21 protein-coding genes are annotated in these 22,754 nt (G+C 72.2%); 12 read left to right on the top strand and 9 right to left on the bottom strand.

Annotated elements, in window-relative coordinates; genetic code table 11:
• The first annotated feature begins 103 nt into the window (after nucleotides 1-103).
• Both VF139_11545 and VF139_11540 read left to right on the top strand, forming a co-directional pair.
• On the top strand, nucleotides 104-1,174 hold the full coding sequence (locus VF139_11545; GenBank protein ID HEX6852028.1) for a hypothetical protein: 1,071 nt from the start codon (nucleotides 104-106) through the stop codon (nucleotides 1,172-1,174).
• Between the two features lie 27 nt (nucleotides 1,175-1,201).
• Nucleotides 1,202-1,921, top strand: coding sequence for a TlpA disulfide reductase family protein (locus tag VF139_11540; protein ID HEX6852027.1), 720 nt, complete (start codon nucleotides 1,202-1,204; stop codon nucleotides 1,919-1,921).
• Here VF139_11540 and VF139_11535 read toward each other — a convergent pair.
• Both VF139_11535 and VF139_11530 read right to left on the bottom strand, forming a co-directional pair.
• Nucleotides 1,918-4,524, bottom strand: a complete 2,607-nt coding sequence (locus tag VF139_11535) for a fused MFS/spermidine synthase (protein ID HEX6852026.1) — start codon at nucleotides 4,522-4,524, stop codon at nucleotides 1,918-1,920. The two genes, VF139_11540 and VF139_11535, sit on opposite strands and share 4 nt — an antisense overlap.
• A 99-nt stretch (nucleotides 4,525-4,623) precedes the next feature.
• On the bottom strand, nucleotides 4,624-5,037 hold the full coding sequence (locus tag VF139_11530) for a DoxX family protein (GenBank protein ID HEX6852025.1): 414 nt from the start codon (nucleotides 5,035-5,037) through the stop codon (nucleotides 4,624-4,626).
• Nucleotides 5,038-5,098: 61 nt separating this feature from the next.
• On the opposite strand from VF139_11530, the gene VF139_11525 reads away from it, so the two are divergent.
• Entirely contained in the window at nucleotides 5,099-5,695 is a 597-nt protein-coding gene (locus tag VF139_11525) for a glutathione S-transferase family protein (protein ID HEX6852024.1), read from the top strand.
• Between the two features lie 10 nt (nucleotides 5,696-5,705).
• On the opposite strand, the gene VF139_11520 is transcribed toward VF139_11525, so the two are convergent.
• Complete coding sequence (locus VF139_11520) at nucleotides 5,706-6,044, bottom strand: hypothetical protein (GenBank protein HEX6852023.1); 339 nt, start codon at nucleotides 6,042-6,044, stop codon at nucleotides 5,706-5,708.
• 286 nt (nucleotides 6,045-6,330) lie between these two features.
• Here VF139_11520 and VF139_11515 point away from each other — a divergent pair, with 286 nt between their 5' ends.
• From VF139_11515 to VF139_11490, 6 genes are read left to right on the top strand one after another with little or no spacing between them, the layout of a single operon-like run.
• A complete protein-coding gene (locus VF139_11515; protein HEX6852022.1) occupies nucleotides 6,331-7,929 on the top strand; it encodes a DUF1800 family protein in 1,599 nt (532 codons plus the stop codon).
• Between the two features lie 8 nt (nucleotides 7,930-7,937).
• Complete coding sequence (locus VF139_11510) at nucleotides 7,938-9,419, top strand: DUF1501 domain-containing protein (protein HEX6852021.1); 1,482 nt, start codon at nucleotides 7,938-7,940, stop codon at nucleotides 9,417-9,419.
• A complete protein-coding gene (locus tag VF139_11505; GenBank protein HEX6852020.1) occupies nucleotides 9,416-10,855 on the top strand; it encodes a hypothetical protein in 1,440 nt (479 codons plus the stop codon). Before VF139_11510 ends, VF139_11505 begins: the two co-directional genes overlap by 4 nt.
• Entirely contained in the window at nucleotides 10,852-11,262 is a 411-nt protein-coding gene (locus VF139_11500; protein HEX6852019.1) for a hypothetical protein, read from the top strand. Before VF139_11505 ends, VF139_11500 begins: the two co-directional genes overlap by 4 nt.
• Nucleotides 11,259-12,191 (top strand): energy transducer TonB, encoded by a 933-nt coding sequence (locus VF139_11495; protein HEX6852018.1) that lies wholly within the window; start codon nucleotides 11,259-11,261, stop codon nucleotides 12,189-12,191. The genes VF139_11500 and VF139_11495 overlap by 4 nt, the downstream gene beginning before the upstream one ends.
• 10 nt (nucleotides 12,192-12,201) lie before the next feature.
• Entirely contained in the window at nucleotides 12,202-13,863 is a 1,662-nt protein-coding gene (locus tag VF139_11490) for a M48 family metalloprotease (protein HEX6852017.1), read from the top strand.
• A gap of 22 nt (nucleotides 13,864-13,885) precedes the next feature.
• Here VF139_11490 and VF139_11485 read toward each other — a convergent pair whose 3' ends face one another.
• From VF139_11485 to VF139_11470, 4 genes are all read right to left on the bottom strand, one after another.
• Nucleotides 13,886-14,311, bottom strand: a complete 426-nt coding sequence (locus VF139_11485) for a hypothetical protein (protein ID HEX6852016.1) — start codon at nucleotides 14,309-14,311, stop codon at nucleotides 13,886-13,888.
• Nucleotides 14,312-14,439: 128 nt separating this feature from the next.
• The gene (locus tag VF139_11480) at nucleotides 14,440-14,724 is read right to left on the bottom strand and encodes a hypothetical protein (GenBank protein ID HEX6852015.1); all 285 of its coding nucleotides are present in this window, start codon (nucleotides 14,722-14,724) and stop codon (nucleotides 14,440-14,442) included.
• Nucleotides 14,721-15,548: a prolipoprotein diacylglyceryl transferase family protein gene (locus VF139_11475; protein ID HEX6852014.1), complete on the bottom strand. Its 828-nt coding sequence runs from the start codon at nucleotides 15,546-15,548 to the stop codon at nucleotides 14,721-14,723. The genes VF139_11480 and VF139_11475 overlap by 4 nt, the downstream gene beginning before the upstream one ends.
• Before the next feature lie 10 nt (nucleotides 15,549-15,558).
• Nucleotides 15,559-16,491, bottom strand: coding sequence for an SDR family NAD(P)-dependent oxidoreductase (locus VF139_11470; protein HEX6852013.1), 933 nt, complete (start codon nucleotides 16,489-16,491; stop codon nucleotides 15,559-15,561).
• A gap of 26 nt (nucleotides 16,492-16,517) precedes the next feature.
• Between VF139_11470 and VF139_11465 the strand changes: the two genes are divergently transcribed.
• Nucleotides 16,518-17,231 carry a phosphatase PAP2 family protein gene (locus tag VF139_11465; GenBank protein ID HEX6852012.1) on the top strand — a complete coding sequence of 238 codons (714 nt, stop codon included), beginning with the start codon at nucleotides 16,518-16,520 and terminating at the stop codon, nucleotides 17,229-17,231.
• On the opposite strand, the gene VF139_11460 is transcribed toward VF139_11465, so the two are convergent.
• Nucleotides 17,228-20,506, bottom strand: a complete 3,279-nt coding sequence (locus tag VF139_11460) for a thioester reductase domain-containing protein (protein HEX6852011.1) — start codon at nucleotides 20,504-20,506, stop codon at nucleotides 17,228-17,230. The two genes, VF139_11465 and VF139_11460, sit on opposite strands and share 4 nt — an antisense overlap.
• A gap of 94 nt (nucleotides 20,507-20,600) precedes the next feature.
• The gene (locus VF139_11455) at nucleotides 20,601-21,431 is read right to left on the bottom strand and encodes an SDR family oxidoreductase (GenBank protein ID HEX6852010.1); all 831 of its coding nucleotides are present in this window, start codon (nucleotides 21,429-21,431) and stop codon (nucleotides 20,601-20,603) included.
• Between the two features lie 48 nt (nucleotides 21,432-21,479).
• Here VF139_11455 and VF139_11450 point away from each other — a divergent pair, with 48 nt between their 5' ends.
• Nucleotides 21,480-22,283 carry a methyltransferase domain-containing protein gene (locus VF139_11450; GenBank protein ID HEX6852009.1) on the top strand — a complete coding sequence of 268 codons (804 nt, stop codon included), beginning with the start codon at nucleotides 21,480-21,482 and terminating at the stop codon, nucleotides 22,281-22,283.
• Nucleotides 22,280-22,754: aminotransferase class V-fold PLP-dependent enzyme (locus tag VF139_11445; protein ID HEX6852008.1), on the top strand; the 475-nt coding region annotated here is incomplete at its 3' end. The genes VF139_11450 and VF139_11445, both read left to right, overlap by 4 nt.

Below are 22,754 nucleotides of genomic sequence, written 5' to 3'. Positions count from 1 at the left end.
GGAAGCGATCCCGCCACGAGGTCGGCCGGGGGTTGGCTGCAGGGAGGACGCCGCCCGCGGCGTCCGGGTTGATCCGGAGGACGGGGCCCGGCACCGTGCCCGCATGGTCGTCCATCTCCTCCTCCCGATCGTCCTCGCGGCACCGGCGGGCGAGGCGATCGGCGCGGCGATCGCCGCCCAGCGCGCGGGGGACCCTCCCGCGATGGAGGCGGTGAAGGGGGAGTGGGAGAGCGGCATGGCGCTTCTGGCCAAGGCCGAGTCGGCCCACGCCGTCGGGCGGGACCTCCTCGCCCTCGAGCGGCTCACCCTCGCGCGCACGTTGCTCGACCCGCTGCGGTTCGTCTCCGCGAAGGCCCCGTCGCCAGACAAGGTCACCCCGGAGATCTTCGACCGGGCGCTTGCCGAGGCGCGGGCGGAGCTCGAGCGCGGTCGCGCCGAGCTCGAGGCCGCGTCGTCGGCGGCCCTTCCGGCGGCGGTGCGGGCGCTTCGGGACGACGCACGGGTGCAGTCGCCGATCTACGCGAGAACCGCCCCGATGTGGCGCGAGAACGGCGACTACTTCGGCGGCGTCTTCTACGTCGGCAGCGCGGTCGCCCTCGCCCGTGCCGCGGCGTTCGACGCCGCGTTGCAGTTCCGGCCGCCGGGTCCCGCGCCGCGCATCGCTCCCCTCCAGGGAGTCGTCGACGACCTCGAGCGCGAGCTGGTCCGCGCCTACGTCCCTCCGGTCTCGAAGGATCGCCACCGGGAGTTCATCTCGGCCTCCGCGGCGCTCAAGACGGCCCGCGACCTGCTCGCCGCCGGGAGCCTCGAGGGGGCGCTGTACGAGATCCTGCGGGCGCGCCTGCTGGGCGCTCCGATCCTGCGCGCGGGGGTCGCGGCGCCCGAGCCCACGGCGCTGCGCGAGTCGGCGGCCGTCTGGCGCACGCGCCTCGACGCGACGCCGGCCGACTCCAGCCTCGCGCGCCTGTTCCTCGAGAAGGCCGAGGCGATGCTCGACGATGCCGCCTCGTCGCCGGAGGCGCACGCGAACGCCGCGGCGATCCTCGACGACGTGCTTCCCGAATACGTTCGGCGGGTCGGCCCCGACGCCGCCGCGGCCGCCTCCGTGTCCCGCCCACAACCCCTCGCGGGCGCGGAGGCGACCGTCACCCTCGTCCGTTGGCCGTACACCTGAAATCTCTCCGACCCGGCAAGTTTGCTGGTGCGTCAGGTCGTGGACGGGCTCGGGGGAAGGGTCCGGTACGTCGTCGAGAACTGGGGCGCCTCGGCGATCGCCGACCGGCTGGGCGTCCGCCGCTACCCCGCGGTGTTCGTGAACGAGTCGTTGTTCGCGGGCCCGCAGGACCTCGGGTATTTCGGCGACGCGAAGTCCGGCAGGTACACCCCGTGGCGGGATCCCGCGAACCACGAGAGGTTCCGCGCCGATCTCACCGCGCTTCTGGGACGGGTGCTCGCCGGCGAGCCGGGGGGAGCGCCCGCCGCGACCCCCGACGCCCGGCTCGAGGCGCTCCCCGAGTTCTCGGCGGTCGACCTCGACGGGCGCCCGATCGATCGGACCACGCTCGCCGGGCGTCCCGTGCTCGTCGAGTTCTGGGCGACGTGGTGTCCGCCGTGCCGGACGACCCTCGGGTACCTCTCGGAGCTCAAGCGACGGCACGGCGACCGCCTGGCGGTCGTCACCTTCGCGGTCGAGTCGGAGGAGAAGGACGTACGCGAGCTCGCGTCGAAGGTCGCGGCCGGGCTTCCCGTCGCGATCGGTACCCCGGAGATCGCGATGAAGTTCGGCAACCTCCTCGCGGTCCCGACGCTGTTCCTCTTCGACGGCGAGGGGAAGGCCCGCGCGGTCTTCTACGGAGCGCCCCCGGACCTCCACGAGAAGGTGCGCGAGGCGCTCGCCCCGCTCGGCCTCACGGATCGCTAAACCGGTCCGGGGCCCGTCGACGCGAGCCACGCGCGAATCGACACCGCCGCGGGGTCCCTGGCGGGGAGGGTGCGCAGCGCGCGGGAGAAGGCCGCGCGCGCCGCCGCCGAGTCGCCGCGAAGGAGCAGCTTCTCGCCGACCGAGGCCCACGCGCGCGGATCGTCGCCGCGCCGGCTCGCGTCGGCGACGAATCGCGTGAGGTGCGCATCGCTGAGCCGCGCCGCCCAGAGGAAATAGGCGTCCGAGGGTCGGGCGCGCCACGCGGCCTCGCGAAGCGCGGACGCGGCCCGTGTCCCGCCGCGCTCGCGGGCGTCCTCGGCCTCACGCAGCACGTCGAGCGCCCGCCGGGCCTCGAGGATCCTCGCCGCACTGTGCGCATCGCCGTCCGGGACCAGCCCGGGCGCCGGGGAAGGGGCGAGGCGTAATTCGCGGACGTCGGGGAGGGCGGAGAGGCGCTCGGCGGTCCTTCGCTCGACGCGGGGCCGGTCGTCGGTGAGCGCCGGGGCGGACTGCGAGAACCGCAGGAGCGCCTCGCGGTCGGCGATCGCGTTCGCCAGGAGCGTCTCGGGAGAGTCGAAGCCGACCTCGCGCATCGAGGCCGCCGGTCCCGGCGCCGCGAAGGCGTCCCGCCAGCGCGCCGCGGAGCGGGCCAGCGGACGCTCGGATCCCAGGAGGACGAGGTCGCGCTCGAGGGGAAGAAAGGCGACGGCGTGCGGGAAGGAGCGTGCGAAGGCGCCGACGAGCATCCGGACGTCGTCGAGCGAAGCCGACTGAAGGGGGATCCACTGCGCGGTCACCCCTCCCGGCGACAGCCGCCTGCGGCAGAGCGCATAGAACTCCTCGGTGTACAGCGACACCACCCCCGCGTCGCCCGGCGGCGGGGGCTCGAGGGTGATCACGTCCCACGGGTCCGACGCCGAGAGCAGGACGTGGCGACCGTCCTCGACGTGGACGCGAACGCGGGGGTCGGCGAGCGCGGCCTCGCCGTCGGGGTGGACCGCGCCCACGAGATCGACGACCTCGGGGGAGATCTCCGCGACGTCGATGCGCTCGAGCTCGGGATGACGGGTGACGGCGGCGAGCGTGGTTCCGGTGCCCAGGCAGATCACGAGGGCCCGCCTCGGTCCTTCGGCGAGCATCGTCGGCAGGTGGCCCAGCAGGCGCATGTAGCGCTGGGAGGCGAGGTGGGTGGCGGCAAGGCTCGTCCGGTGCGCGACGAGCCGGCGATAGTCGAGGTGCTGGTCGTTGCTCTCCGCCGTGACCGCCACCGCCTGCACCGGCCCTTCGCGCAGCGCGACGAGGCGCGACGCGCCGAACCACCGCTCGTAGGTGCGCCGCACCGGCTCGCGATCGGCCGCGAGCGCGATCGCGACGACCGCGAGGGTCGCGCACACCAGCCGGAGCGTTCGTGCGGGCACGGCGACGACGAGGACGAGGGCGCACGCGGAGAAGGCGATCGCGCCGGCGATCCGCAGCGTGCCCGTCGCGCCGAACGCGGGGACGAGCACGAGCCCGGCGACGAGCGCTCCCGCGGCGGAGGCGGCGGCGTTCGCCGCGTACGCGCCCGCGAAGCGCCGGGGAATCGTCCCGGGTGAGCTCCCCGCCATGCGGCCGACGATCCCCGCGACCGCGCCGAGCGCGATCCCCGCGGGGAGCAGGACGAAGCCCGCGCCGGACGTCCCGAGGTCGAGGGCCAGGATCGCCCATCCGGCGCCGACCCCGAGCGCGGCGAGCGCGACGGCGAGCGCGGCCTCCGGGCTCGTCCGCCGCGTGGCGCCTGCGCCGAGCGCGCCTCCGATCCCGATCCCGGCGAGGAGCGCCGCGAGGATCGTCGCGAACGCGTGCACCGTGGAGCCCAGCTGCAGCGACAGGATCCGCTGCGCCCCGACCTCCAAGGCGAGTCCGGCGAACCCGCTCGCCGCGAACGCCGCGGCGGCGAGTCCCGGTCGCGCCGCGCGCGCGTCCGGCTCCGGCCCCGGCGCGTTCGACGGCGCGCGACGGGAAAGCGCCGCGGCGACGAGCCCCGTGATCGCCTGCAGCGCCGCCGCCGCGCCGACGGCTCCCGACAACCCCACCCGGTCGACGAGGAGCGTGGCGCCAAGCCCGGCCCCGACCGCTCCGCCCAGCGTGTTCGCGGCGTAGAGGATCCCCGCGCGCCGCCCCCGGTCCCCGGCCCCCTCGACCGCGGCCCGGACGGCGAGCGGGAGCGTCATCCCCATCAGGAAGGTCGGCACGGACAGCGCCGCGCACGCGAGCGCGAATCGCGCGAGCGGAGGGAGGCCGTCGCTCCCCAGGGCTCGCGCCAGCGCGACCGCCGATTCGGGGAACGCGCCGGGAAGCCACGCGATCGACGCCAGGGCCCAGGCGGCATTCGCGAGCTCGATCCCGGCGAAGGCGCGCAGGCTCGCGGCGGCTGATCGGCGTGCGGCGAAGCGCCCCCCGGCGAGGGCGCCCAGGCCGAGCCCCGCCATGAACGTCGCGAGGACGGCGGTCGTCGCGTAGGCGCCGGCGCCGAGGGAGAAGCTCAGCCAGCGCGCCCAGACCCCTTCGAGGACGAGGGCGGCGGCGCCGGACAGGAGGAGGGCGAGGACGAGGGGGTTCACGCCCCGGATTTAGGTCCTCACGCCTCCGCCGCGAACCCCGAAGCGGTCAGATCCGTCCAGGCTGAAGCCTGACGGCTCCGTCGCGCAGCGAACGGCCGGTCACTTCCCCAGCTTGGCGTCCAGCGAGTAACGCCCCGCGCCGGTGAAGACGAGGGCGGCGAACGCGACCAGGAAGAGAAGGGCCTTCTCCTGCTTCGCGAACGGGTCGGCGGCGTGGATCACGAACACCGCGACCCCCATCGTGAACGCGGCGGGAATCGCGGCGAGCCGGGTTCCGAGGCCCAGCGCGAGCAGCAGCGGACAGACGAACTCGCCCCCGATCGCCCCCATCAGGCTGAGGCGGGAGCCGATCCCGAGCGGATCGGGGAACGTGGCCGCGAGCTCGCCGAACGACCGGAGCTTCCCCCACCCGTGACCGAGGGCCATGGACAGGCCGAAGCCCAGGCGCAGGAGGAGCAGCCCGAGGGACGCGGGGCCGGTGTGGGATCCGGGGTCGAAGAGCCGGCGCTTCAAGGGGGATCTCCTCGCGAAAGGAGTGGGAGTATAACCGTCGGCACGAAACGAGGAGAACGCCATGCTGCTGTACGACAGCCGCCCCTCCGGGAACTGCTACAAGGTGCGCCTGCTGCTCTCCCAACTCGGGATTCCGTTCGAGCGACGGGAGCTCTCGGTGACCGATCGGACGAACCGCCCGCAGGTGCTCGGCGGGCTGAACCCGGCGCTGCGCGTGCCGACGATCGTGCTCGACGACGGCCGGCCGCTCGCCGAGTCGAACGCGATCCTCTGGTACTTCGGCGACGGCACGAAGTACGTCCCCGAGGACCGTTACGAGCGGGCCCAGGTCCTCCAGTGGCAGTTCTTCGAGCAATACGACCACGAGCCGAACATCGCGGTCGCCCGCTTCTGGCTGCACTACCGGGAAGGGCCGATCGACGCCGACGCCCTCGCCGCCAAGCACATCGGCGGTTACCGCGCCCTCGACGCGATGGAGCGCCATCTCAAGGACCGCGCGTTCCTCGTCGCGGAGCGCTACACGATCGCGGACATCTCGCTGTACGCCTACACGCACGTCGCGGAGGAGGGCGGATTCGATCTCGGCCGCCACCCGGGGGTGCGGGCCTGGCTCGGCCGCGTGGCGGCGCAGCCGGGACACGTGAAGATGGGCGACTGACGGGGGCGGCTCAATAACCCCCTCCGCCTCCGCCCCCTCCTCCGCCGCCGGCGAGCGCCACGATCGCGACGACGCCGAGGACGACGCCGACGATGATCCACGTCTTCTTGCGGGAGCCGGGCTTGGGCTCCGCGGGGGCTTCGGTCGCCGCCGCCGGGGCGAGCGGGATCGCCGTTTCGCGTCGCGCCTTCTCGAACTCGGCGAGCATCAGGGCGAGCTCGGGGGTCGCCGCCCGGAAGGCGGGGGTTGCGGAACCCGCCGGGGCGGGTTCCGCGCGGGACGGAACGGCCCCGCTCGCGAGGGCGAGCAGGACCGCGAGTGCGGTGGCTCGAAGGGGGGTGGGGCTCATGGGGGACCTCCTCGAACAGTTCACACTCCTCGAGGAGGCCTCGCCTCCCTCCGTCGGTCGCGCAGCCGACGGTTTCGCGACACCGCGGAAAGCGTCCCCTTCCTGAGGGCGATCGCCCCCGACAGATTGCAATTCACCGCGCGAGCCGAGCACGAAGCGCGCGGGCGCGATTACGCCCGCGTCGCGCGTTCTTGACCCGACTCCCCCTCGGCGCCGTTTTCCCGCGCGACTCATGCGGGAACGCGATTTGCCATGTCCGACCGGCACGTCGGCTCGGGAGGAATCCATGGCGGCACGGCGCTTCATCCGACTCGCGGCTCCGCTTTGCCTCGCGGCGATGGCGCTTCCGTCCCGCGCCTCGATGACGCCCGAGGACTCCGCACGGTTCCTCGGGCAGGCGACCCTCGGCGCGAACTGGGAGGAGATCCATCGGACCGCGACGCTCGGTCGCGCGTCGTGGCTCGACGAGCAGTTCGCGAAGCCGGTGGGCCGCCACCGACCCTTCCTCGACGCGCGGTCCCGGCTGGGCCTCGAGGTGACCGCCGAGCACCGCCGCTGGTCCTGGTGGGAGCAGGTCATGGAAGGCCCCGACCCGCTCCGCCAGCGGGTCGCGCTCGCGCTGAGCGAGATCTTCGTCGTCTCCGACGCGAACGACGCCGTCGGCAACAACCCGATCGGGCTCGCCGACTACTACGACATGTTGCTCGACCGCGCGTTCGGGAACTACCGGGACCTCCTGCTCGACGTGACGCTCCACCCGGTCATGGGCGCGTACCTCAGCCACCTGCGCAACGAGAGGTCGAACCCCGCGGCGGGGCGCTACCCGGACGAGAACTACGCGCGCGAGATCATGCAGCTGTTCTCGATCGGGCTGTTCCAGCTGAACGCGGACGGCACCCTGAAGCTCGACGGCGCGGGGCGGCCGATGCCCACCTACGACAACGACGACATCACGGAGTTCGCGAAGATCTTCACCGGCCTGTCCTTCGCGAGCCCGAGCCGCGACTTCCGCCGCGGGACCGAGGTATGGACGGAGCCGATGCGGATGCACGACGAGTTCCACGAACCGGGGCCCAAGCGGCTGCTCCGCGGCAAATACGTCCCCGCCGGCCAGACCGGGATGAAGGACGTGAACGACGCGATCGACAATCTCTTCCAGCATCCCAACGTCGGGCCCTTCCTCTCGCGCCGGCTCATCCAGCGCCTGGTCACCTCCAACCCGAGCCCCGAGTACATCGGGCGCGTGGCGGCGGTGTTCGCGGACGACGGGGCCGGGGTGCGCGGAAACCTCAAGGCGGTCGTGCGGGCGATCCTGCTGGACCCGGAGGCCGCGACGCCTCCCGGCTCGTCGGACGTCGCGCGCGGGCGCCTCCAGGAGTCGTTCCTGCGTCGCGTGCACCTCGCCCGCGCCTTCGATGCGCGCAGCCCCGCGGCGGAATACCGCATCTCCGATCCCGGCGCGCCGGTCGCCTTCGGCCAGCGGCCGCTGAGCTCGCCGACGGTGTTCAACTTCTTCCTCCCCGACCACCAGCCGACCGGGGAGATCGCCGACGCCGGCATCGTCGCGCCGGAGTTCCAGATCGTCACGGCGGTCACCGCGATCACGAGCGCCAACGACCTGCGCAGCCAGGTGGACGGCGTCATGAACCGCGACGACGACGAGGTGTTCGAGGTGCGACTCGACCTCTCCGACGAGATCGCCACGGCCTCCGACGCGCGACAGCTCGTCGACCGGCTCGACCTGCTCCTCATGCACGGCGAGATGAGCGCCGCGATGCGCGGGATCCTCGTCGGCGCCCTCGAGCGGCTCGACGATCCGGCGTCCCGGGCCCGCCTCGCGGTCCACCTGATCGCGCTTTCCCCCGAATACAACGTGAGCAAGTGAGGCGCGGCATGAAGGCCCCTTCCCAGCCTCCGGTCGTCGGCCGTCGCGCGTTCCTCGGCCAGGCGAGCTGCGCCGCGGTCGGGACGACGGCGATGTTCAACACCGTCCTCAACATGGGGATGTTCAACGCCCTCGCTTACCCGGGCGAGGACTACCGGGCCCTCGTGTGCCTGTTCTTCGGCGGCGGGATCGATTCGTTCAACCTGATCGTCCCGCGCGGCGCCGCGGAGCACGCGGAGTACGCACAGGTCCGCGGGGATCTCGCGCTGGCGCCGGACGTCCTGCTTCCCATCACGCCGGGCACCCCCGACGGCCGCGAATACGGCCTCCACCCGGGCGTTCCCGAGCTCGCGAGCCTGTTCGGCCAGGGGCGCCTCGCGTTCCTGTCGAACGTCGGGACGCTCGTCGAGCCGGTGACGATGCAGCAGTTCCGCGACGGCAGCGCGCGGCTGCCCCTCGGGCTGTTCTCGCATTCCGACCAGCAGATGCAGTGGCAGACCTCGGTCCCCGACCGCCGCAACGCGGTGGGCTGGGCCGGACGGATGGCCGACGTCCTCCAGACGGGGAACTGCAACCCGAACATCTCGATGAACATCTCGCTGTCGGGGAACAACGTCTTCCAGTCCGGCGCCCTCACGGCCCACTACACGATCACCGAGGACGGGAGCACCGGCCTTCGCGGGTACGGCGATCCCTCCCTCGAGTCGATGGTCCGCACCGAGGCGATCGACAGCCTGCTCGGCCTGCAGTACCAGCACGTCTTCGAGCGCGTCTACGCGCAGCGCATGCGCGGGGCGATCGACGCGCACCTGGATTTCTCGGCGGCGATCGACGCCGTCCCGCCGCTGCAGACCGTCTTCTCCGACACGCGCCTGTCGCGCCAGATGCGGATGATCGCGCGGACGATCGCCGCGCGCGAGACGTTGTGCATGCGCCGGCAGACCTTCTTCGTGGAGGTCGGCGGCTGGGACCACCACGACGAGGTGCTCCTCAACCAGGCCGCGATGCTCCCGATCGTGAGCGCGGCGCTGGGGGAGTTCTACCGGGCGCTCGACGAGCTCGACGTGGCGACGCAGGTGGTGACCTTCACCGCGTCGGACTTCGCGCGGACGCTCAGCTCCAACGGGCGAGGCTCGGACCACGCCTGGGGGGGCAACCACTTCGTGATCGGCGGTTCCGTCGCCGGCGGCGACCTCTACGGGAGCTTTCCGGACCTGTACCTCGGAAGCGCGCTCGACACGGGCCGCGGCCGGCTGATCCCGACGACGTCGGTGGACGCCTATTTCGCGGAGCTTGCGTTGTGGTTCGGGGTCCCCACGGCGGACCTCGAGACGGTGCTGCCGAACATCCGTCGATTCTGGACGCCGGGCTCGTCCGCGCCGCCGATCGGTTTCATGGGCGGGGCGACGGCAAGGTCGTCGAGGAGTCCGAGGAACGCCGCCGCGCTCCCGCGGCGGCACAAACAGGCGATCGGAGGGGGGCGTCGATGAGGCGAGGGGTGGGGAAGGCGGCGATGGCCGCCGCGGTGGCGGTTCTGGCGTGGGGCGCGGCCCGGGCGGTGACCCGCGAGATCGCGGGGTTCTCCCCGGCGAGGCTGACGTTCGGGCAGTCCGTGCTGAACCAGCTGACCTACGAGACGTATCGCGACCCGTTCGACGAGCTGCAGAACCGCCCGTACAACCTGCTCTTCGCGAACATCGGACGGCATCCCGACCTGTCCCCGTGGCCCGGCCAGGAAGGGGACTACGCCCGCTACGTCAACGCGCTGATCGGCAACAACGGCGCGGCGAACGTGGACAACGACGCCGACGCGATCCAGGGCTCGATGATCCGGCGCGAGACCGGCGCGATCGCCTGGGGGCTTTCCGCGGCGGTGCTCGCCGGGAACGAGTCCAGCGACGACTCCAGCGGGGCGTCGGTCTTCGAGAACGGCGACGATCTGCTCGGGATCGATCTGCGCGGCGGCGTCGCGTGGCGGATGAGCGACGCCCGCGTCCTGGGCGGCGGCGCGCGCCTCGTCCAGATCTCCCGGGAGGTGACCGAGCGGAGCTTCGAGCCGGGGACGGGCGGCTTCAACGGCGTCGAGAGCTTCGACCAGCTCGGACTCGCGCTCGACGCCGGGATGCGCACGTTCCTCGACCGGAACTCCAGCTGGGAGATCCAGGCGATCGCCGCGTTCGGCAGCGCCACGCAGGAGACCAGGAGCGAGGCGATCGACGACCTGGGGGTCGTGACCGACCGGTTCACCACCGAGAACTTCGAGCTCGACGACCTGAGCCTCGCGGCCATCGGCGGGTACAGCCGCCTCCACACCGACCGCCCCGGGGAGATCGAGTTCCGCGGCGGCCTGGAGTGGTCGCAGCGCGAGCTCGGCAACGACGACCTCTCCTACTCCGAGTCGGGGGGCGTCGTCACCCCGTCCCTCACGCTGGTCGGCCAGGACCCGGTCACGACGACCCGCCTGTTCGGAACGGCGAAGACGGTCTTCATGGCCGGCGAGACGGAGTTGTTCGCGGGCTCGCGCCTGGGGTGGCAGTCCGTGGCCGGGACGACCGTCGTCGACGCCGCCGGGACCCCCGTGACCGAGGAGGTCGACGACACGTTTCTCGAGCTGGGCGTGACGCTGGGTGTCCGGCAGCCGCTCTTCCGCGACAAGCTCCGCCTGATCGTCGCCGGCCGCGGCGACCTCGCACGGGCCGAGACCGCCACGATCTTCGACACGAGCGCCGAGCGGGACGAGCGGACGTTGTCCACCGCCCAGTACGCGATCGGACTCGAGGGGGTCCTTGCGAACGTGACGTTCGACCTCGCGTGGGTCTTCGGCGAGGAGATCGCGCTGACCCCGCCGGCGCTGGGCATTCCCGCGGGCTCGCGGCGGACGGTCGAGCTCGACCGGGTCGTCTTCTCGGCGGCGGTGGCGTGGTGAAACGGCTCCTCCTCGTCGGCTGCGCGGCCCTCGCGGCGGGTTGCGGCGGGGGGGACCCCGCCGACGCCGTCGTCGGCCAGCCGGGAGTCGTGTCGGCGCTCGACGTGCAGACGCGCGTGTTCACGCCGCGCTGCGCCCTTTCGGGGTGTCACGTGGGGATCGGGGCGCCGATGGACCTCGACCTCGGTTCGGTCGCCGCGTCGGTGGCGAACACCGTCGACGTCCCCAGCGCCGAGGTTCCGTCGCTGATGCGCGTCGCGCCCAACGACGCGCCGGGCTCCTACCTCTACCGTAAGGTGAGCGGCGACCCGAACATCCAGGGAGACCCGATGCCGGCGTCGGGTCCGCCGCTGAACGCGACGGAGCTCGCGTTGATCGAGACCTGGATCGAGCAGGGCGCGCGATGAGGAGGAGCCGGGAGTTCTTCTCGCAGGACGTCCTGCTCGACGCGCGTCTGACGTCGAAACACCGCGCGCGTCGCACGGTCCTGAGCGTGGCGGCGCACGTCGCGGTCGTCGGCGTGTTGCTCGCGCTCCCGAAGTCGAGTCCGGTCCGCGAGGCGATGGACGACGCCGTGCGCGTGGTCTTCTTCGCCCCCGAGCCTCCGGCCCCGTCGCCCGTGGCGGTGATGCCGCCGCCCCCGGCTCCGCGGCCGAAACCCGTTCCGAAGCCGGAGCCGGTTCCGCGTCCCGTGGTTCCCCCTCCACCGCGGGCCCCGGAGCCGGCGCCGGCGCCCCCTCCCGTCGAGGTGGCGCGCGTCACGCCGCCGCCGCCCCCTCCGCCTCCGGCGCGCAAACCCGTGACGGGTCTGTTCGCCGACGCGCCCGCCTCTCCGGCGCCCACGCTCGCCCGCAAGGCGACGGTGGCGTCGGCGGGGTTCGAGGTGCAGCCCGCCGTCGCCGCGGTGGCCACGCGCGCGCCGCGCGCGGTCGCCTCGACCGGGTTCGAGTCCGAAGCCGCCCCGGCGTCGCGCCCGACCGCGACGCGGGCGTCCGTGCAGACGGCCGCGTTCGACGCGAAGGCGGACGCTCCGGCTCCCCGCGCCCGCGCGCGCCGCGCCGACGCCGCCGACACGCCGGTCGAGATCGTCTCCAAGCCGCGTCCCGCCTACACCGAGCAGGCCCGCCGCCTGCGCGTGGAGGGGGAGGTCGTCCTCGAGGTCGTGTTCTACGCCGACGGCCGCGTCGCGATCGTGCGCGTGGTGGAGGGGCTGGGCCACGGCCTCGACGAGGCCGCGATCGAGGCGGCCAAGAAGATCGAATTCCAGTCCGCGCGCCGCGAGGGTCGGCCCGTCGACCACGAGGCGACGCTGCGCATCGTGTTCAAGCTCGCGTAAGGAGGGGTCCATGTTCCCGAAGGCTCGATTCGTCCTTCTCGTCCTGGCCTGCGCCGCGCCCGCCCTCGCGGACACCGCGCCGGCATCCCGTCTCGACCAGGTTCTCGACGCCGTGGTCGCCCACGAGCGCGAGCTCGCGGCGACGCTCGAGCGGCATCACCCGCTCGTCGAGACCTACCTGCAGACCGTGAAGCCCGACCCGACGCTGGGCTCGGTGCCGGTCCGGGACCACTACTTCTTCGGTCGGCTCCAGCTCGGAGCGCCGCCCGCGACGCCCGCCACCCAGCAGGAGGGGCCGAGGAAGAAGCCGCGCAAGAACACCCTCAGCCTCTTCGAGGAGTTCCACTCGCAGACCTTCCGGCCCGAGGGGTTCGCGCGGATGCTGATCCTCGACCGCGGGAACTTCGACCGCGACAACTACGCCTTCGACTTCGTGCGCGCCGAGTTCCTCGGGGAGGTCCGCACGCTCGTCTTCGACGTGGCTCCGAAGCCGGTCCGCGTGCAGCGCAACAAGCGCGACGGCGGGTTCACCGGGCGGATCTGGGTCGAGGACCGGGAGTACCACGTCGTCCGCTACAACGGCGTGTATGCCTCGATGCTGACGCCGGGGTTCCACTTCGACTGCTGGCGCATGAACCTCGCGCCCGGACTGTGGCTTCCGGCCTACGTGTACACGGAGGAGGCCGAGCGCGCCTCCAAGCAGCTCGAGCTCACCCACCGCGGCCAGACGCGCATCTGGGGGTACGACGTGGGCGGCCAATCCGCCGAGGACGAGTTCACGAAGGTCCTCGTCGAGGACCGCCAGGCCAACGACGCCGCGGAGTCCCCGGGGATGGTCTCGCCGCTGGAGAGCGCGCGCGCGTGGCAGGGGGAGGCGGAGGCGAACGTGATCCGCCGTCTCGAGCGATCGGGCCTGCTCGCCCCGCCCGGGGAGGTCGACCGCGTCCTCGAGACCGTCGTCGGCAACCTCGAGGTCACGAACCAGCTTGCGCTCGACCCGCCGGTGCGCTGCCGCGTGCTGCTGACGACCCCGCTCGAGTCGTTCACCGTCGGCCGCACGATCGTCCTCAGCCGCGGGCTGATCGACGTCCTCCCCGACGAGGCGAGCCTGGCGATGGTGCTCGCGCACGAGCTCGGCCACGTCCTGAAGGGGCATCGCCTCGACACGCGCTACGCCTTCGGCGACCGCGTGCTCGTCGGAGACCGTCGGGCCCTCGAGGAGTTCGTCTTCGAGCGCGACCCCGGCGAGGAGGCGGAGGCCGACGAGAAGGCGGTCGAGCTGCTCGCCGCCTCCCCCTACAAGGACAAGCTCGCCGGTGCCGGCCTGTTCCTCAAGGCGCTCTCGCTCAAGGCGGCGAACCTGCCGTCGCTCATCCGTCCGCACTTCGGGAACCGCATGGCGAACCACACCGGCCTGTTCCGGATGGGGAAGATCGTCGAGACGGCCCCCGAGCTCGACTTCGCCTCGCTCGACCAGACGGCGGCCCTCCCGCTCGGGAGCCGCGTGAAGGTCGATCCGTGGAGCGCGCGGATCGAGCTGATGAAAACCTCCCGCGCGCCGCTCCTGTCCGCGCGCGAGAAGATGCCGTTCCAGATCACCCCGCTGATGCCCTACCTGGCGCGGCTCGGGGAGGAGCAGGCGGTCGAGGAGGCTTCGCGCCGCGGCAACTGAGGGCGAATCGGAGAAAGCCCGACTACTCCAGTCGCGCCGCGAGCCAGATCGGTTTGGCGTCGGCGGCCGAAGCGGAGGCGAAACGGCACGTCACCGTTCGCCCCGCTCCTTCGGCGTACCCCGACAGCGTGAGGGTACCGTCGCCGCGCGACGTGAACGCGACGAGGGGGTGGGGGAGGCCGGAGCCTTCGGACCTCTCCGCGCGGGCGGAGTACAGCCCGAGGGGAATGCCGTTCGCGAGGATCGTGTGCATCACCGTCACGGGGGAAAAGGTCCGATTCACGCACAGCCGGAGCGTTCCGCGGTCCGCGATCGTTCCGTCGGGGAGTCGGACGTCGGACGGGGTCTCCACGACGACGCAGGAGCCGCGCGTCTGGCCGAAGACGGGCGACAGGGCGAGGGCCGCCGCGAGGACGACGCATGTACGGGGGATCCACCGGTTGGTCATCGCTCACCTCCGCTCGGTGCGTGCCCACCCCCTGACAACACCATACGGGGCGGCGGCGGCGGCGCGCGTCGAAATTCTCATCACCGTGACGGGAACGAAAGGAACCGCGCGCGGGTCGGCGATGTCGGCTAGATCGTTCCGTGCCAGTGGAAGGCGAGGAAGGGGAGGATCACGGAGAGCAGGAGCAGCGCCATGCCGTGGTTCCAGCGCCGGTTGTAGATCGAGACGCAACCGATCGCGAACGACCCGATCCCCGCGAGGCGCGCCACCATCAGGTAGGTCGCCCACAAGACGATGTCTTGCCGCGGTGCGCCATGATCCGTCGGACGGCTGAGCCAGAGAAAAACGATCGAAACCGCCACGCAGAACCAGCCCGCGGCGATCGCGCGGCGGAGGAGGTCCGGCGCGCTCACCGCCGTCCCTTGGACCTCGCGGTCGCGGGCTTCCAGTCGGGCGCACCCGAGGCGCGGTGCCGACGGTCGAGGACGAGGTACAACGCCGCCCCCGCCGCGGCGAGACCGATCCCGACGAACTGGGAGGTGCTCAGGAGGCCGCCGAGCACGAACCCGCGCTCGGCATCGCCGCGGACGTATTCGAGCCAGAACCGGACGATCGCGTAGACCACGAGGTACGCGGCGATGATCTGGCCGTGGAACCGCTTTCGCCGGTAGAGGAGCATCAGAAGGCCCAGGATCGCCAGCGAGGTGACCGACATGTAGATCTGGGTCGGGTGGAGCGGCACCCCCGGCAGGTCCGGGTGCATCCGGCGGGCGAGCTCGGGGAACGTCACCGCCCACGGCAGGTCGGTGGGGGTCCCCCAGCAGCAGCCGGAGGCGAAACACCCCCAGCGCCCGACGCCGTCCGCGATCGACGCCACGAGGGCGACGATGTCGAGCCCCTGGAGGTAGGGGAGGCCGATGCGCCGGAACCACCAGATCGCGAACGGGATCGCCGCGATCAGGCCGCCGACGAACACCCCGGTCGAGACGAGCAGGAGCTTCGCCGCCTGCGGGCTCGCGGTGTATTTCTCCCAGTTGACGACCACCTCGAAGACGCGCGCCCCGACGTACCCCACCGCGACCGTGAGGACCATCGCGTCGGTGGTCTGCGACGGGTCGCGTCCCTCGAGCTTCGCGTAGTACCGGACGACGACGATCACGACCAGCAGGGCGAGAACCGAGACCACGCCGTACGTGGGGACCCGGAACGAGCCGATCTGGAAGAGGAAGGGGTGCATGAAGCGGGGATTATACGCGGAAGCCGCCCCGCTCCTTGAGACGGCGCGAGAACGCGCGCAGCACCGGGCCGATCGTCCAGAACGGCACGTTGACGGGGGGAACGAGCCACGCGAGGCCCGGAGCCGCCGCCCGGGCGAGCCGCCGGAGGCTGCGGGGCGACAACGCGAGCGAGCCGTCCGCGTCGCGCTCGCGGTGCCGTCGCGCCAGCTCCGCCGCGATCACGATCGTGCCGCTGCGCCTCAGGACGCGGGGATCGGCGGCGAGCCGTGCCGCCGCGCGCCCCGCGACGCGCGGCGTCTCGGCGTAGGCTTCGAGAATGCGCCGGTACGCGGGGGAGGCCTCCCGCGCGACCTCCGCCGTGAGCTCGGTGCGCACGAACCCCGGCCACAGCGACACCACCGCGACCCCGTCGGCCCGGAGCTCGAAGGCGAGGTCCCGCGTCATCCGGTCGAGCGCCGCCTTCCCGATGCCGTAGGCGGCGTTGAAGAGGTAGTCGAGGGAGGCGGGGGAGGAGACGTTCACGATCAGGCCGGAGCGGCGCGCGACCATGAGCCTCGCGGCGTGGAGGGAGGCGACGTAGGCGCCCCGCAATCCCACCCGGTTCATCGCGTCCCAGACCTCGGGCCCCGTCTCCCAGAACTTCCGGTGGGCCGTCGCCGCGATGTCGGCGACGCCGGAGTAGGCGTTGTTGACGAGCAGGTCGAGGCGCGCCGACTCCCGCGCGACGCGCGAGAACAGGGCCTCGACCTGCGCGTCGTCGGCGTGGTCGCAGCGGGCCGGCACCACCCGGCCCCCGCCCTCGGCCGCGACCCGCTCGAGGTCGGCGACGGTGCGGCCGGTGACCCAGACGCGGGCGCCCGACTCGGCCAGGGCGAGCGCGATTCCCCGTCCGACGCCGCGGGTCCCGCCCGTAACGAGTGCGATCTTCCCGGCGAGATCCATGCCCCGCGGAGACTATCATTGCGGCCGTGCGCGCGCGGGACACGGGATGGAAGGCGGTCTGGACGCTCGCGGTCGCGGCCTTCTTCGTCGGCGGGTACTTCGGCGTCGGGCTTTCGGCCGCGCCGTCGGCCGCGCGCGAGCTCGGAACCGCGCTCGACGCCGCGATCCCCTTCGTCCCCTGGACGGTGTGGATCTACCTCGCGGTGTTCCCGATGGCGTTCCTCCCGCTGTTCGTCGTGCGCTCGCGCGCTCTGTTCACGCGCACGATGGTCGCGTACGCGGCGGTGATGGCGGTGTCGTTCGTGGTGTTCGCGACCTACCCCGTGACGTCCCGGGGCCTTCGCGCGGGACCGGCCGCGCTCGACCCGTCCGCCTTCTCGGAGTGGGCGGTGGGCGTCCTGTACCGCCTCGACCCTCCGGTCAACCTGTTCCCCTCGCTGCACCTGTCGGTCGCGGGGCTCGCCGCCTTCGCGGCGTGGGAGGCGCGGCGGGTCTACGGCGCGTTCGCCTTCGCCGCCGCGGCGGCGATCGGCGTGTCGATCTGCACCGTCAAGCAGCACTTCGTCGTCGACGGCGTCGCGGGAGCCGCGCTCGCGGTGGCGGCGTGGGCGGCGTTCCTGCGCGGCCACCGCGCCGACCCCGGCGAGCCGGGGACCTACGGGGCCCCGGGCGTGCTCGCCTACCTGGCGCTGCTCGCCGCGATGTACGCGGGGTTCTGGGTGCTGTTCGCGTCCTCCTAGACCGCGTCGCTCTCCCTGCGCGTCGCGTCCGGCTTCGGGATGATCCCCTCCCGGAGCAGGAACTCCATCTGATAGCGGACCGTCTCCTCGAGCGTCGGGTCGGGGCGCGCGTCGGGCGCCTTGGCGCGCGCCCTGCGGTAGGCGTCGTTGTTGTACCGCTTGTGCTGCATCGCCGAGAGCTTCTCGTGCGAGCGGTTGAAGAAATCGAGCAGGGGATAGATCAGGTCGTCCCGCGTGCTCCGCCGCGTCATCTCGGCGACGAAGCGCGCGATGTCGTAATAGGCGAACGTGTAGCCGTAGTCGCGGGTGATCCGGCGCGTGACGTCCGCCATGTTGTAGTAGTCGTCCACGGTCACGTGGAAGGTGCGCTCCTCGCCCTTCGGCAGCCGCATCAGCGCGACGATGTTGTTCGCGGCGACGTCGGCGGGCGAGAAGCTGATCTGGTTGCGGGAGCTCACGGCTACTCCGTGCTGGATCATGAAGGCGAGCAGCCGGATGGCGATGTCGTCCCGGCTCCCCACGCCGTGGGTCGACGACGAGATCAGGGACGGGCGGTAGATCCTCACGTCGAGACCCTGCTTCTCCGCGGCGAGCACGAGCTGCTCGGCGACCCACTTGCTCTGGGCGTAGCCGAAGTCGAGGTTCTCCATCGCGGGATTCGCGTCGGTCTCCCACAGGACGTCCTTGGCCGTCCAGCCGTAGATGAAGGTGCTCGAGATCATGTGGAACGTCTTCCGGGCGCCGGAGGAGGCGAAGCGCAGCGCCTCGCGGGTGCCGTCCACGTTGTGCGGGCGCAGCGCGTCGTAGCTCATGACGTAGTTCACGAGCGCGGCGTTGTGGCAGACCGCCTGCACCTTCGCGGAAAGCGACTTCCACTGGTCGGACTTCAGGCCGAGGTTGTGCCGGGAGACGTCGCCGCACACCACGTGCACGCGGCGCTCGAGCCGCTCCTCGAGCGCGGGGGTCCACAGTCTCGCCCGCCGGATCGCGGCGCGGATGCGGTCCATCCCGTGCACCGGGTCGTTCGCGCGCGCGAGGGCGTGGATCCGGTACGGCGTCTGCCGGAGGAGGTTCTCGAGCAGGAACGGGCCGAAGAACCCCGTGACGCCCGTCATCAGAAGGTCGGTCACCGGGGCGTCGCGCTCCGCGATCTCGAGACGCGGAAGCCGCTCGAGGGCGGCGTCCGACCGCATGCACTCCCGCTCGTACTCCTCGTGCTCCTGCTGGACCTTGAGGAGGACGTAACGCAGCGCCGCCACCGGCGACGCCGAGGATCTCTCGAACTGATCGATCAGCGCGAAGAACTCCTGGATCGTCAGGCGCTGGAGGAGCTTCACGTCGACGTGCCGGACGAGCTCGCCCGCGCCGTGCTCCTCGAGCAGCCCCTTGATGTCCTCGATGAGGCGCACCATCGTGAGGGAGTCGATGCCGATCTCGGCGAAGGAGTACTCCTCGCGGCCGGTGAGGTTGTACAGCTCCACGATGTACTGGAACCGCTCGCGCAGCCCCGAGACGTCCCCCGCGGGCTCCTGCTCGCGCAGGCTCACGTGCCGCGCGATCGGCTCGATCTCGCCGTTCAGCCACTTCTCGCGGGTGCGCGCCCGCGCGATCTTCCCCGAGGTCGTCTTCGCGATCGTGCGCGGCGGCACGAAGGCGATCGTGTGGGGCTCGATGTAGTACTGCGTGCGGATCGCGCGCGCGATCGCGGCCGCGTCCGGGAGGTCCTTCGGAGACCTCACCTCCACGATCACCACGAGGGCCTCGCCCTCCTCCTCGACGTCGAACGCCGCCACGCCGCCGGTCCGGATCGCGCTCGAGCTCGCCTCGACGATCCCCTCGATGTCCTGGGGGTAGTAGTTCACCCCGCGGATGATGATGAGGTCCTTGATCCGGCCGCAGACGTAAAGCTCGCCCTCGTGGACGAAGCCGAGGTCGCCCGTCCGCATGTAACGCTCGCCGTCGTCCACGGCGAGCTCGCCCTCGAACACCTTCCGCGAGAGCTCGGGACGGTTCCAGTACCCGGAGCACCGGCTCGGCCCGCCCACCCAGATCTCGCCGATCTCCCCGTCGCGCAGGGCGACGCGCGTCTCGGGCTCGACGATCCGCACGAGCACGCCGTCGAGGGGTTTTCCGCAGCTGACGATGCGGCTCTGGTTGTTGTTGCGCGCCTGGTCCGGCTCGAGGTGGAGGCGGCGCTGCTGGAGGAGACGCTTGTTCACCGTCACCACGTGCCGGCCGTGGTTCGACACGCACAGGGTGTTCTCGGCGAGCCCGAAGGCGGCGACGAGGGACTCGGGGCGAAGTCCGTACGGCGAGAACCGCTCGAAGAAGCGCGCCACGGTCTCGGCGCGCACGGGCTCCGCGGCGTTCATCATCACGCGCAGCGAGCCAAGGTCCAGGCCCGCGAGCGCCGCCTCGGGGAGCTTGTCCTCGCGCAGGCAATACTCGTAGCCGAAGTTCGGCGACGACGTGTACGTCGCCTTCACCCGCGAGATCGTCTCGAGCCACAACGCGGGTCGCTTGAGGAAGTCCAGCGGGGAGAAGCCGTAGGTCGTTCCCCCCGAGATCGCCGGCATGAGGTAGTACCCGATGAGCCCCATGTCGTGGTACTGCGGGAGCCACGACACCTGCGTCGGCGCGTGATCGAGGGTGGCGAACGTGTTGTGGATCACGTTCTCGTGCGTGACGATCACCCCCTTGGGATCGGCCGTCGACCCGGAGGTGTACTGGAGGAACAGGGTGGGGTGGGGATCGTCCCGGAACCCCTCGGAGGCGACGCCGCGCGCGTCGTCGGTCGTCACCCACTCGAGCGACGGCAGGCCGGGGGCGCGCCGCCAGGGCGCGGTGAGCTTGCGCTTGGCCAGCAGCAGCCGGTACGAGCGCAGGAATCCCCGGGTCGTCAGGGCGGCCTTCGCGTCGCAGTCCTTCGCGACGAACGCGAGCTTCCCGAGGCCCGTCTCGAAGTTCATCGGCGTCGGGGGGTAGGTGGGAACGGCGATCACGCCGATGCGCGCGCAGGCGAAGAACGCGACGATCACCTCGAGCCCCGGGGGGTAGACCAGGATCACCCGGTCGCCGCGCCTCAGGCCGGACTGCGACAGGTGCTCCGCCAGGTGGCGCGTCCGCTCGTGAAAGCCGAGGTAGGTGTACGAGTCGCGCTCCTCGCCGTCGATGTCCAGGAAGCGGTAGAGGCAGCGATCGGGGTGCGCCTCGGCGCCCCGTTGCACGAAGTCCACGATCGAACGGCTGCGCGACAGGAATCGCTCGGCGGTCATGCGGGCGGTCCTCCGGCGCACGGCGGTGCCGGACCGCGCGGCAAGTCGTCGGGGCTCAGGGGTGGGAGTTGTTACGTCGACAATGGTATTGCTGTCAAGACATATATCGGAAGGCCAGGCGGAGGAGCCGTTCGCGCCAGGAGTCCGGGATCAGGGAAGGCAGGCGGCCGCCGACGAACGAGAACGGGCCGACCCGCCGCCGCAGGGGGGGCCGGGCGCCGGAGGATGCTCGAAAGATCGCCTCCGCGACCTGGCCCGCGTCCCCCCGCGTGAGCCGCCCCGCGAGGCGGTCGTACGCCGCGACCGTGCCGGCGTAGGGGGAGCCGGGCGCCGCGTACCGTCGCTCGTTGCGATGCAGCTCGGTGCCGAAAGGCCCCGGGGCCACGATCGCGACGTCGATCCCGAACGGGGCGAGCTCGTAACGCCAGGCCTCGGCCATCCCCTCGACCCCGAACTTCGCGGCGTGATAGGCGCCGAGGATCGGGGTCGCGGAGCGCCCCGCGAGCGAGGAGACGACGACCACGCGCCCGCGTCCCCGCGCGCGCATCGCCGGAAGGACCGCACGCGTCACGCGGTGCACGCCCACGACGAGGGTGTCGAGGTGCGCCCGCAGCGCCTCGGGGGGGATCTCCTCGAGGGGGCCGCTCAGGAGGGAGCCGGCGTTGTTGACGACGGCGTCGACCGTTCCGCCGGTGGCGCGCAGCATCGCCCCGACGGCGGCGTCGACCGACGCATCGTCGGTGACGTCGAGGTGCGGGGTCTCGAGCGTCCAACCCTCGCGGGCCGCCTCGGCTCGCAGCGCCTCGGCTTCGGGTCGCCCGGGGTCGCGCAGGCTCGCGAAGACGCGCCATCCCCGGCGCGCGAACAGGCGCGCCGTCTCGCGGCCGATTCCGGAGGAGCAGCCGGTGATCAGAACGACGGGCATCCCACCCTCGAAAAGGGGTCAGGCCCCATTCTCTTCCATAATCGTCGGGTGGCGATCGAGCTCCTCTGCACCGTCCGCACCTGCGGCCTCCCGCTCGCGATCGAGGGGCGCGTCGCGCGTTGCCCCTCGGGGCACGCGTACGACCGCGCGCGCGAAGGGTACTGGAACCTCGCGCAGCCGCAGGATCGGCGCTCGCTCCGGGCCGGGGACACCCTCGGCGCGGCGCTCGCGCGTCGCCGATGGATCGAGCGCGGCTTCGCGTCCGGGTTGATCGAGACGGTTCGCGCGAGGCTCCCCGGGCCCGCGCGCGCCCTCGACGTCGCCTGCGGCGAAGGGTCGCTGACCCGCGCGATCTTCCCCGCCGGCGAGGTCGCGGGGATCGACCTCTCGGTCCCGTCGATCCGGCTCGCCGCCCGCTCCTTCCGCGACGCCGCCTGGGTGGTCGCGAACGCCGACCGCGGCCTTCCCCTCGCGGACGGCGGCGTCGACGTGGCGATCTCGCTGTTCGGCCGCCGCCCGTTCGCGGAATTGCGACGCGTGCTCGCGCCCGGTGGCGTCGTGGTCGTCGCGGTTCCCGCCCAGGACGACCTGATCGAGCTCCGCGAGGCGGCGCAGGGCGACGCGACCCGGCGCGACCGCGTCGACGGGGTGGCGCGCGAGTTCGAGGGGATCTTCCGCATCCGGGATCGGGCGACCTGGCGATCGCGCGCGCTCCACGACCGTGCCGCTCTCGAGGACGCGCTCGCGATGAGTTATCGCGGGTCGCGGCGGAGCGAGCGGGCGAGGCTCGAAGGGGTCGAGTCGCTTCAGGTCACGATCGCGGCGGAGCTGCTTATACTCGCCCCCTCATGAGCGCCCCCTTCGACGTCGACCGCTGGCGCGCGCGATTCCCCGGACTCGCCCGGACGGTGAACGGCCGACCGGCCGTCTTTCTCGACGGTCCCGCCGGGAGCCAGGTCCCCGATTCCGTGACGGCCGCGGTCGCGCGCGCGATGACGCACGTGAACGCCAATCACGGCGGGTCGTTCGTCACCAGCATCGAGAACGACGCCATGGTCGAACGCGCCCGCCGGGCCGCGGCGGAGTTCGTCGGCGATCCGGGGTCGGGGGCGGTCGTCTTCGGGGCGAACATGACGACCCTCACCTTCGCGCTCGCGCGGGCGCTTTGCCGCACCTGGGGCCCGGGGGACGAGGTCGTCGTCACGCGCCTCGACCACGACGCGAACGTCACTCCGTGGGTGCGCGCGGCGGAATCCGCCGGCGCGATCGTGCGCCGCGTACCGATGCGCATCGAGGACGGCACGCTCGACCTCGACGCCTTCC

Source organism: Candidatus Polarisedimenticolaceae bacterium, assembly GCA_036376135.1.
Lineage (GTDB): Bacteria > Acidobacteriota > Polarisedimenticolia > Polarisedimenticolales > DASRJG01 > DASVAW01.
The sequence above is the reverse complement of the archived record's forward strand: the minus strand, read 5'-3'. Positions and strand labels throughout refer to the sequence as shown.